Genomic DNA, 10,693 nt, shown 5'->3' on the forward strand with positions numbered 1-10,693 from the left:
GCGTGGGTGGTAGCGGGTGATGCGGGGGCCTGGACCTAGGCTCCCGGCCCCGTAAGGCGCGGCATCGCTTCGAGCCGTGCGATGACCCCTTGGGTCACTTTGTCCAGCGCTTCTTCCGAAAAGAATCCGCCCGCCACCAGGCAGCGATCGACCAGCACGCGCCGGAAGGCAGCGAAAGTATCGGCATCGGGCCGGCCGGGGTCCTTCCAGAACGCGTCGAGCCCGTCTTGGAAGGTAATGTCCGGAATGTCGTAGATCGCCTGGCCCAGCGCGATCACCGGCACGCCCAGCACCAGCGCCAGGGTGCCGCTGGTGCTGTTGATCGTCACCACGCCGCGCGCGCGCTCGGCGACCGGCACGATGTCGCCCACTTCCATGTAGTCCACGCGGTCGCCCACGCCGAAGAAGGCGGCCAGCGTTGCCGTTTCCCCCCGCCAGTTGCGCACGCCGTTGTCCAGCGGGTGTTCCTTGACCACCAGTCGCATCGAGGCGGGCGCATGGGCCGCGAACGACTGGATCACCAGCTGCAGGGCATCGGCGATACCGGCGAACGAGGAATGCAGCCGGATCTGCGCGTCCGAATCGAGCTGCAAGGGGAACAGGAAATAGTCCTGCTCCTGCGTTTCCAGCCTGGCCAGCAGTGCCTGGCTGCGGGCGATGGCGTCCTTCTTGTGCCGCAGCTTGCGCAGCCAGCCCATGCCTTCCACCAGCGGATGCCAGGGACGGTGGTTCTCCCAATAGGGATAGTACCACCGGGTCAGGACGTCGGCGGCGTTGTAGGCCACGGCCTCCATCGCGCGGCGGCGAAATGAGGATGGCACCGGGCGGTGTTCGGGTACGGGGGGCAATCGCGCAGCGCTTTCGCGATACCATTGGGGATCGCGCGGCAGGGCCGAGTTGCCGTTGACGCCGCCCAGCTCCAGCGTCACCCAATCGGGCCGGATATAGCCCTCCTCGAACACATGCACGGGAATTCCCAACCGGCGACAGACGGGCGTGGCCAGGCTGTGCTGCGGCCGGCAGTCGCCGAACAGCATGACGTCGGTGATCCCGCGTTCACGGATGAGTCGCTCCAGCGTCGCCGGCCAGTCTTCCAGCGAACCGCGATAGTCGATGCCGTTGGGCAGCCGCCAGAACAGGCGGTCTCCGCCATTGAAATTGACCTTGTGGACCGCGTGACCGGCGCCGATCAGCGCCAGCCCCACGTGCCGGAACAGCGGCCCCATCAGGCCTTGCAGCAGCAGGATATTCCGGCGCGGCGTCGTGTCCATCGGGCCGGCCGCACTGCCGGGCCCTGACGCGGCGGCGGGATAGGATGACATGAAGGGCCTTGCTCCGTAAAATATCGCCAACCAAGGCGATGGGCGAAGCACCCGGGGCCGGCGGGTGCCTATCTTGCCAGGATGATGTATTGCCGGCGCAGTTAGAAAGTTTATCGGCCCGGGGCAACCCCGGATGCCCGTGACAGCGCCGGACGGGCTGGCTATAGGCCGCTCGCCGATCCTGGGCGTTCGGGCGCAGCGATGGATTAACCTTAAGGCGACGCGTCGGTACTGTGATCTGGGATTGGCTTATCTTCGCTGCGATGCTGGCCGGCTCGCTGCTGCTGGACGGGCGCGTGCGGCCGCGCCCTCCAGGACGGCTGACGCGCGTGGGCCGCGGGGCGACCGGCCTTTGGCTGCACGGGCTGGTCATGACCGTGTTGTTCGGCCTGTTCCTGGCCGCGACCGGCAGTGTGCCGCTGGGCGCGGTGCTGGCGCTGGCGTGCCTGGCGCTGTTCGCGTTCGCGTCCAACGCGAAGCACGCCATGCTGGGGGAGCCGCTGCTCTTTTCGGACCTGGCACTGGTCGCCGGAATGTTTCGCCATCCGCGCTTCTACTTCACGGCGGTCGCCCGGTGGCAGTGGGTGGTGGCTTCGCTGGCGGGCGGCGCCCTGGCGGCGGTCCTGTGGCTGCTGTTCGTCCCGGCGATCCTTCCGCATCTCCTGGGGCTTGGCCTGGCGCTCGCGGCCCTTGCGCTGCTTGCGGGCCTGTTACGCACGGCACCAGTCCGGGCCCTGGCCCTGGTGCCGGACATGCACGCCGACCTGACCCGCCATGGGCTGGTCGCCACGCTGCTGCTTTATTGGCTGCGCTGGCGCGGCACGATCGATCCTCCTCCCTGCGACCCGGCCGGGCAGCGCAGGGCCGCGCCTGCCGCGCCGGTTCCCGAACTGATCGTCGTCGTCCAGTGCGAATCCTACGCCGATCCGGTGGACCTGACCGGCGATCCGCAATGGGCACTGCCGGGACTGACGGCGGCGCGCCGTGACGCCTGGCAATGGGGCCAGCTCGACGTCAGCGGCTTCGGCGCCTACACGATGCGGACCGAATACGGCGTGCTTTTCGGCCGCGGCGAGGCCGAACTCGGCTTCCGTCGCTATGACCCGTTCCTTACCGCGCTGGGCGAGACGTCCTATGCGCTTCCGGCGCGATTGGCGGGGTCCGGCTGGCGCAGCGTCTTTGTCCATCCCCACGACATGCGATTCTACGATCGCGACCGGATCATGCCGGCGAGCGGTTTCGATCACCTGATCGGGGAGGACGGCTTTGCGCCCATGCCGTCCGACGGTGGGCGCTACGTGACGGACCGGGCCATGGCGGCACGGATCGCAATGCTGGCGGACCAGGCCGACGGCCCGACTTTGATCTACGGCGTCACCATGGAAAACCATGGTCCCTGGGATTCGGAAGAAGCGGCCGGTGCCGACGGCGCGCGGGACAGCTATCTGCGCCTGGTGCGCAACGGCGATGCCATGCTGGCCGACCTTTCAGCGCGTCTCGCGCAACTCGGCCGGCCCGCGCTGCTGGTGTTCTTCGGCGATCACCGCCCGAGCATCCCCGGCGTGACCGATCCGGGCGGCGCGCGCCACACCCCCTATGTGATGCTCCGCTTCGACGGCCAGGGACGGTTGGCGCCCGGGGCGGGTGGGCGAACCGACCTTTCGCCGGCGGAGCTTCACCACGCCATCCTGGATGCGGTGCACGGACCCTGTGTTCACACCGGATGTGTTCACACTGGAACACATGCGCCGGAGGGCGATGACATCGAAATTCGGTTCATCCCGTAGTGCCCTTATTGCCACTTGACAGTCGCTTGCCGCTCTTGTCCATACAGGCGCAATGTCTGGCAATGCTTCGTGCTCGCACCGTATTAGGTTGTTTCGCAATGATTGGCTTGAAAAACTTACCCTGATTTCGCCTTTTGCTTTTGCGACGACCTGGTCCGCGATCCTGATTTTCGGTGCTTACATGGGCTGGGGAACGGTCGATGTGGTACGCGGCATCGGCCTGATGGTGCTGGGCATGCTGGTCTGGACCGTGTTCGAATACGCCTTGCACCGCTTCCTGTTTCACATGAAGCTGGATTCGGCCGCGGGCAAGCAGCTGCTTTTCCTCATTCATGGCAATCATCACGCCGATCCTGGCGATCGTTATCGCAACATGATGCCGCTCGTCGTCAGCGTTACCCTGGGGGGCTTGTGTTGGGCCGGTTTCGTGGCGCTGGCCGGCCGGCCGGGCTCGCTGCTTTTCCTCGGCTTTGGCCTGGGTTACGTGATTTACGATACGATTCACTACGCCTGCCATCAGTGGCCGATGCGCGGCCCGGTCCTGAAGCAGTTGAAGCGCCACCACTTGCGCCATCATTATGCGCGCACGGACGGCAACTATTCGATCTCGGCGATCTTCTGGGATCGGCTGTTAGGTACGGGTATCCCCGGCAAGCGCCAGGAAATCCGCAGCCGCCGCAAGCCCGTTGCCGGTTAGGGCAATCCGCTCTCCAGCGTCTTTCGACAAGCTCGGGACGAGCGGGGTTGTTCGTATTTTCGGTTCGAAGCTCTAAATATCCGTCTCATCCCCGCTCGTCCCGAGCTTGTCGAAGGGCACTGGCGTGACGCCGGATCGACACCCGTCGATGCGTGTGGGCGGGCCTTGATCCGGGTTTCGCGTTCCCGGCTCTGGATCGCCGCCCGCTTTGTCGCTGAAGCCCGCTTTATCGCTGAAGCCCCCTTTATCGCTGAAGATCGTCGATCGCGGCCGCCACGATGTCGAGGTGCTCGTCCCAGGTGGAATGGTGCCATCCGGCCAGCCGCTGTATCTGGGCGGCGCGGTGCGGACCCGCGCGTGCATGGTCCAGGATGAGCGTCTTCCAACCCAGTCCGTCCAGGGGATCGAGGTAGTCCGGCACGCTGCCGCCGGCCTCGCGCAGGGCGGGAAGGTCGCTGCAGAGTACCGGGGTGCCTACCGCCAGGGCCTCGGCCACGGGCATGCCGTATCCTTCGGCGAAAGAGGGCATCAGCAGCGCGCGCGCCCCGCGCAGCAGGCCCGCCAGGCGCCGGTCCGAACAGCCGTTCAATTCCTCGACATGGCCTTGCAGGGCGGGGCAGCGCTCCAGCATGTCGACCACCTGCTCGTTCTCCCAGCCGCGCCGCCCGACGATCACCAGCCGGGGCACGGCGGCCGGCGGCAGCGTTTCCGCCAGGTGGCGCCACAAGTTGAGCAGCAGGAGGTGGTTCTTGCGCGGTTCGATCGTCCCCACGCAGATGAAGTAAGGCCGATCGGTGCCACTGGCCTCCACCGGCACTTCGGGGACGGTTTCCGTTCCCAGCAAGGCCACGCGCACGTCCACCGTCCGCCCGCTGCGCGCCAGCCAGGGCGCCAGCGCCGCGCCGGTGGCGGCTGAATTGACGATCACGCCATCGGCCAGCGCCGTGATCGTGGCGATGCGGCGGCGGTGCTGCCGGTCGCCCGATATCCTGGCATATTCGGGATATTCGATCGGGATGAGATCGTGGACCATGCACAGGAAACGGGCCTGTTCCCGTTCCAGTATGCGGCGCACCTGGCCGGTACGGGTCAGGTGATGCGGCGAGCTCTGGACGTAGACGCCGCCGGCGCCCCGCACCCGCCTGGGCAGGAGCGCGACGAGCCATGGCAGGACTTCTGGCAGCGAGCGCTGGCGGGGGTGGCCGTCCTCGCTGGTCCAGCGCCGCTCCATCTCGTCCAGGAAGGACAGGACCGTGCGCCGCCGCAAGCGCCCGTAGAGGCCGGAAGGATGGACCGCCGCGAAGGCCAGGCGGTCGCCATGGCGGGCCAGCAGGCCGCGCGCATAGGCCATCTCCACCCGGTCGACGCCGGTCGGCGTGGAATAGCGCAAACGCGAGATCAGCCGCGAAATGTCGAGAATGACCGGGCTCGCCGGGCGGTCTCGCGGGATCGGGCCGGTCATGCGCGCTGCGCCATCAGCCGCCCCTGCCATTGCCGCAGGCGCGTGGCCCATCCCAGCCGGTTGGGCGCGCGGTCTTCCGCCATGCGGCGCACCAGCACTTCGGGAGGGCATGGCAGGCGCGTCACCGGATCAAGGTAGCGCGGGTAGAGGATGAGCACGCCGGCCACCAGCTCGTCCAGGGTCAGCACGCGTGTGCGGCGGTCGGGAACGGCGCCAAGATCGCGCGTCAGGCCCCAGCCGGCGTAAAAGGGAGTGCCGTGGCAGGTGACCGCGCGCCCGCGCAGCAGCGCCTCGAACCCGGTGAGCGAAGTCAGCACGTGAACCGCGTCCACCTGATCGAGCAGGCCGGCCATGCCGCCACCGCGCACGATGCGATCCGCCAGTCGCAGTGCATCGGCGTCACGCACCGCGCCCTTGCGGTGGCCGGCATCGACGTCGGGATGAGGGCGGAACCAGATTTCGGCATCCGGCTCCAGGGCGCGGACGCGGCGCAGCAGTTCGAGGTTGCTGGCCAGCCCGCCGCCGCCCAGCCGCACGGACATGTCGTCCTCCACCTGGGCCGGGACCAGCACCAGCCGCCGCCCGTGGCCGCGCGTGGCGGGCGCCGGATCGGAACCGGCGCCGTACTTGCTGATGCCCGCGCGCAGGATCGCGGCGCGCAGCGTCCGCGCGCGCGCCAGCAGCTCCGGCGGGAAAGGGGCGTCGGCGAGAAGCCGTTCCAGGTCGCTCGGCCGGCTGGGGTCGTAATGGATGCCCAGCCGGTCCACCACGATCGAGGACGGGGGGACCAAGTTGCTGCCGAGCCCGACCGAGCGCACGAAGCCGTCCTCGACGCGGACCAGCGGCACGCCCCGGGCCTTGGCGGCGCGCAGCGTCGCGGCGGAGACCCGCGAAGGCCATACCGCCACCGCGCCGCCCTTGCGCCGGGCCAGGGCCAGGGCCCGGGCGGGAAACATCGTGATGCGCAGCGGGTGGTGCGGAGACCACAGGAATCGGCTGATCTCCGCGCGCTTCCACCAGGACATGCCGCAGGCCGCCACCAGCGGGCGATTGGCATCCAGGATGCGGCGCCAGTCCGCGAGTTGCGCGATCGCGCTTTCGATCGCGGCCGGAGCGCCGGTGAACGGGTCGCGATAGTCGGCGCCGATCACGGCCCGCGCCGCCAGCAGATCGAGCGTGGCGGGTGCGGTGCCGGGCGCGCCGAAGCGCCCGGCCGAAAGCAGGGTGACCGGCACGCCGGCGATCCGCGCCAGCGCCGCCCACTCGTCATCGCCATGGGCCAGCAGGCGGAGCGCGCCGTCCAGCACCGGCCAGGGATCGACATCGCCCGCGTGCCAGCCGCCGCCCCGGCCCAGCGCACGCCTTGCCGCCCGGTCGCTCGTCCCGGCGGCCAGCAGCCACAGCGAAGCGGCGCGCTCCGTCGCATCCAGCCTTGCCAGCAGGCTGGGGATCTCGTCCAGGGTGCGCGGGCGCAGGAGCACCGCCGGCTGGGGGAGCGGGCGCGGGGGAGCGGCCCAGAAGGGCCCGCCGACCCGCGCCGCGCGGATCGCGGCGAACAGGCGCGTGGTCGCTTCCCCGTCCGGATCGGCGCGGGCCGACTGGGACGGGCCCGTGAACGATACCGCGCCGCCGCCGGGAAAGGGCGGCGATCGCAGGATAGGCACGGCTTCGCTCACGGCCGCCGCCCCCAATCCGCGATCCGCCATGAAGCGCCATCCGCGCTGATCCGGCCATAGCTGCCGGTCGGCAGCTTGAGCCCGGGCAGCTCCCGAATCCGGCCCGCCAGCCCGGGATCGGCGAGCAGGGCGAAGCGGGCGGCGCCGTTGCTCGTCACCACCAGGGTCATGCCCGCTTCGCCGGATGCCACCGCCAGCAGGGTACGCCAGCCGGCCAGGCGGGCCTCGGTGTCGACGATCCAGCCGGGCGGAGGCACGGCGCGCTCGTCCCAGGCTGCCAGCGCCGCCTGCCCGATCCTGGCGGCAACCCTGTCCTCGGTCTGGTTCTCGTCCGGGCCATGATCGATCTCGCCCAGCCAGGCACAGGCTTCCGGCTCGGGCGCCGGCGATTGCGCGGCCAGGATGATGCGGGCCGTCTCGCGCGTCCGCAGCAGCGGCGAAACCAGCGCGCGGGTAAAGCGCCAACCGTTGGCGCGGAAATGCGCCGCGAGGGCGCGGGCCTGTTCCTCTCCCTCGGCCGTCAGGGGCAGGTCGGTGCGGCTGCCGACGCGGCGCGGCGGCTCATCGGCGGCAAACGTGTTGCCATGGCGGACGATGACGATCATTCCCGTCAGGCCGGATAGGGATCGCCGAAGCTGGCGATCGCCTCTTCGGCGAGCGCCACGTCGGCGGCGGTATCGATCCCGGACAGGGCATGGAGCGGTGGATCGACTTCCACCGTGGTAATGTGCATCCCGGCTTCCAGAAAGCGAAGTTGTTCCAATCCCTCAAGGGTTTCATAAGGGGTCGAGGGCGTGGATGCAAACCATTCCAGCGCTTCCAGGCGATAGCCGTAAAGCCCAAGATGCTGGAAAACAGGGGAAAAGGGCGCTTTGCGATGCTCTGCTTCATCGCGAATGGCCGGCAGGATGGTCTTGGAAAACCACAAGGCGCGCCCGTCGCTGGCGCGCAGGCAGGTGGTGCCGCTGAACGGAGCGCGCGTTTTGTGCGCGCGCAGGCGGTCCAGCCGTGCCCAGTCCAGCCGGAACACCGGCGTCGCCACTTGGGCATCGCCCAGGCGGAGCGCCGCGATCAGCGCGGCGATCACGGCGGGCGGGATGAAGGGGGCGTCGCCTTGCAGGTTGATGACGAGGCGGGGCCGACTGGCGCGCTGCCGCGCCGCCGCGCAGGCGCGCGCCGAACCCGAGCTGATGTCCGCCGCGGTCAACGCTACCTCGACATCCAGCGAACGGGCGTGGTCGGCGATGCGATCGTCGTCGGTGGCGACGATCACCTCGCAGTTGCCGGCAAGCTGCCCCGCCGCCCGCGCCATCGCCGCCACCCGCTGCAACAGGGTGCGGCCGGCGATGGGTATCAGCGGCTTGCCCGGCAGCCGGGTGGATCCATACCGCGCCGGGACGACTATCAGATCCGGCGCCTGGGGAAGATCATGCACCTGCCGGCGGCCGGTCCGTGCCGCCGGCACCGGGAGTTCAGGCAACGCCTGCTCCGAGAACGTCGTGCAGGTGAACGATGCCCACCAGCTTTCCCCGTTCTTCCACGAACAGCACCGAAACCGCGTTCTCGTTCATGAGGCGCAGCGCATCGGAAGAAAGCGTGGTCGGCGGCACCGCCAGCGGATTGGGAGTCATGTGTGCGCCGATATTGTCTTTAAGGTCATGAACCGCGATGCAACGGCGCAAGTCGCCGTCGGTGAAGGCACCGATCAGTCCCCCGTTGCGATCGACCACCGCCGTGCAGCCATAGCGTTTGCGGCTCATTTCGATGGTGGCGTGGATCAGCGAGGAATCGCCGGTCACGCGCGGAATCGAATCGTCCACCCCCATCAGTTCGGCCACGGTGGTGAGCTGCGCGCCCAGGCGTCCGCCCGGGTGCAGCGCGTGAAAGTCCGAAGGCGTGAAGCCGCGTATTTCGATCAGCGCGACGGCCAGCGCATCGCCGAGCGCCAGCTGGAGCATGGCCGACGAGGTGGGCGCCAGTTCGTAAGGGCAGGCTTCGCGCACGCCGGGCAAGGTCAGGCAGATGTCGGCCGCCTTGCCGGCGGTGCTCTCGGCACTGGAAGTGGCGACGATCAGCGTGACGCGATGGCGGTGGCAATAGGCGATGATATCGCCCAGCTCCGTGGTCTCTCCCGACCAGCTCAAGGCCAGGACGACATCGCGCTGCGTAATCATCCCCAGGTCGCCGTGGCTCGCCTCGCCGGGGTGGAGAAATTGCGACGGCGTGCCGGTGGAGGTCATCGTGGCGGCGATCTTGCGGCCGATCAGGCCGCTTTTGCCCATGCCGGTGACGATCAGCCGGCCCTGGGTGGCGCCGATCATCGCCACTGCCTGCTCGAAACCATCGCGAAGACCGGATCTGGTCATCGCGCGTCTCATCGCATCAAGTGCGGCTTGCTCGATTTCCAGGGTCTTGATAGCGGAAGCAACTGCGGAAGTCCGGGCTTGGGTAAGCATCATATCAGTTTTTAATCTTTCTTCATGCCCGCCTTTATGCTTCCCCCCCGTTTGGCAGACTTATATTTCCTTGTCAGGTTAACTTCTAGTCATTTTTGATTGCAAAGGAAAACGACGATTGAATGACACTCCATATCCGGCGGAAAAGCAGGGATTCCTCATGTTGGCTATGATCGGGCCAGCCATGATCTGGTTCGAGAAGCACCATGCGGCTGTGTGACCATGAAGTGGGCGCGGACCGCCCGCTGTTCGTCATCGCCGGGCCTTGCGTGATCGAAAGCGAGGCGCTGGCGCTGGCCGTGGCGGAAAGGCTGGCGGGAATTGCGCGGCGGCTGGACGTGCCGCTGATCTACAAAAGTTCGTTCGACAAGGCCAATCGCAGCTCGGGCCGATCCTTTCGCGGGCCGGGCATCGACGAAGGCCTGCGCATCCTGGAAAAAGTGCGCCGCGAAACCGGCCTGCCGGTACTGACCGACGTGCATGAGCCAGAGCAGGTGCCGGCGGTCGCCGAAGTCGCCGATGTGCTCCAGACCCCGGCCTTTCTTGCAAGGCAAACCGATTTCATCGCTACCGTCGCCGCCTCGGGCAAGCCGGTGAACATCAAGAAGGCCCAGTTCATGGCGCCCGCGGACATGAACCATGTGGTGGCCAAGGCACGCGATGCCGCTGCCCTGGCCGGCTGCGATCCGGATGCGTTTATGGTGTGCGAACGCGGGACCTCCTTCGGCTACAACAATCTGGTGTCCGACATGCGCGGCCTTGCCGTGATGCGCGAGACCGGCTGCCCGGTGGTGTTCGACGCCACCCATTCCGTGCAGCTTCCCGGCGGGCAGGGCGATCGATCCGGGGGGCAGCGCGAATTCGTGCCGCTGCTGTCGCGCGCGGCGGTCGCGGCGGGTGTCGCCGGGGTGTTCATGGAAACCCATCCCGACCCGGACCAGGCCTTGTCCGACGGCCCCAACGCCTGGCCGCTCGACGCGCTGGAGCCGCTGCTGGTCCAACTGGTCGCCATCGATGCCCTGGTGAAAGGGGCCTGATACCCAAACTCATTGAGATCGGGTATTAGATGAAAATCCGCTCTACTTCCGCTCGCCCTTTGACAGGCTCAGGATGGGTTCAGGACGAGCGGGTCTTGATTCGGGTTTCGCGTGCCTTGTTCTGATACGCTCGGCTTCATTGATTGACCTGTGCCCATTTACGTGACCCGATTGAAGTGATTTGCTCTGGTTGAGCGATGAGCCAGTTCCAAGCGTCGCAACAGGCGTCGAGGATGGCGTCGTAGGTGTCGAAGAC

The 10,693-nt window shown here is 67.8% G+C and carries 9 protein-coding genes; 3 read left to right on the top strand and 6 right to left on the bottom strand.

The features are described from left to right. Positions 1 to 35: 35 nt before the first annotated feature. Entirely contained in the window at positions 36 to 1,271 is a 1,236-nt protein-coding gene (locus BM052_RS17845; RefSeq protein ID WP_177198548.1) for a capsule biosynthesis protein, read from the bottom strand. Between the two features lie 284 nt (positions 1,272 to 1,555). Here BM052_RS17845 and BM052_RS17850 point away from each other — a divergent pair, with 284 nt between their 5' ends. Then, on the top strand, positions 1,556 to 3,109 hold the full coding sequence (locus tag BM052_RS17850; RefSeq protein ID WP_255406245.1) for an LTA synthase family protein: 1,554 nt from the start codon (positions 1,556 to 1,558) through the stop codon (positions 3,107 to 3,109). Between the two features lie 181 nt (positions 3,110 to 3,290). Further along, positions 3,291 to 3,806 (top strand): sterol desaturase family protein, encoded by a 516-nt coding sequence (locus BM052_RS17855; RefSeq protein WP_255406246.1) that lies wholly within the window; start codon positions 3,291 to 3,293, stop codon positions 3,804 to 3,806. Positions 3,807 to 4,050: 244 nt separating this feature from the next. Here BM052_RS17855 and BM052_RS17860 read toward each other — a convergent pair whose 3' ends face one another. Genes BM052_RS17860 through BM052_RS17880 form a run of 5 tightly spaced genes read right to left on the bottom strand, consistent with a single transcriptional unit; the run spans position 4,051 to position 9,403 of the window. Further along, a complete protein-coding gene (locus BM052_RS17860; protein WP_177198547.1) occupies positions 4,051 to 5,268 on the bottom strand; it encodes a glycosyltransferase family 4 protein in 1,218 nt (405 codons plus the stop codon). Next, positions 5,265 to 6,974 (bottom strand): capsular polysaccharide export protein, LipB/KpsS family, encoded by a 1,710-nt coding sequence (locus BM052_RS17865; protein WP_091149092.1) that lies wholly within the window; start codon positions 6,972 to 6,974, stop codon positions 5,265 to 5,267. The genes BM052_RS17860 and BM052_RS17865 overlap by 4 nt, the downstream gene beginning before the upstream one ends. Then, entirely contained in the window at positions 6,941 to 7,549 is a 609-nt protein-coding gene (locus BM052_RS17870) for a histidine phosphatase family protein (protein WP_091149094.1), read from the bottom strand. Before BM052_RS17870 ends, BM052_RS17865 begins: the two co-directional genes overlap by 34 nt. 5 nt (positions 7,550 to 7,554) lie before the next feature. Then, positions 7,555 to 8,379 carry a 3-deoxy-manno-octulosonate cytidylyltransferase gene (gene kdsB / locus BM052_RS17875; protein WP_091149105.1) on the bottom strand — a complete coding sequence of 275 codons (825 nt, stop codon included), beginning with the start codon at positions 8,377 to 8,379 and terminating at the stop codon, positions 7,555 to 7,557. 37 nt (positions 8,380 to 8,416) lie between these two features. After that, complete coding sequence (locus BM052_RS17880; RefSeq protein WP_369821554.1) at positions 8,417 to 9,403, bottom strand: KpsF/GutQ family sugar-phosphate isomerase; 987 nt, start codon at positions 9,401 to 9,403, stop codon at positions 8,417 to 8,419. A 203-nt stretch (positions 9,404 to 9,606) separates the two neighbouring features. On the opposite strand from BM052_RS17880, the gene kdsA reads away from it, so the two are divergent. Continuing rightward, positions 9,607 to 10,437, top strand: a complete 831-nt coding sequence (gene kdsA, locus BM052_RS17885) for a 3-deoxy-8-phosphooctulonate synthase (RefSeq protein ID WP_091149096.1) — start codon at positions 9,607 to 9,609, stop codon at positions 10,435 to 10,437. The last annotated feature ends 256 nt before the right edge of the window (positions 10,438 to 10,693 follow it).

The organism is Novosphingobium sp. CF614 (assembly GCF_900113255.1).
Classification (GTDB): domain Bacteria; phylum Pseudomonadota; class Alphaproteobacteria; order Sphingomonadales; family Sphingomonadaceae; genus Novosphingobium.

Bases quoted from the DNA above. Each gene is read 5' to 3' on its own strand.
- BM052_RS17880 (WP_369821554.1), bottom strand. From the start codon at position 9,403: ATGATGCTTACCCAAGCCCGGACTTCCGCAGTTGCTTCCGCTATCAAG.
- kdsA (WP_091149096.1), top strand. From the start codon at position 9,607: ATGCGGCTGTGTGACCATGAAGTGGGCGCGGACCGCCCGCTGTTCGTC.
- BM052_RS17865 (WP_091149092.1), bottom strand. From the start codon at position 6,974: ATGGCGGATCGCGGATTGGGGGCGGCGGCCGTGAGCGAAGCCGTGCCT.
- BM052_RS17855 (WP_255406246.1), top strand. From the start codon at position 3,291: ATGGGCTGGGGAACGGTCGATGTGGTACGCGGCATCGGCCTGATGGTG.
- BM052_RS17860 (WP_177198547.1), bottom strand. From the start codon at position 5,268: ATGACCGGCCCGATCCCGCGAGACCGCCCGGCGAGCCCGGTCATTCTC.
- BM052_RS17870 (WP_091149094.1), bottom strand. From the start codon at position 7,549: ATGATCGTCATCGTCCGCCATGGCAACACGTTTGCCGCCGATGAGCCG.
- BM052_RS17845 (WP_177198548.1), bottom strand. From the start codon at position 1,271: ATGGACACGACGCCGCGCCGGAATATCCTGCTGCTGCAAGGCCTGATG.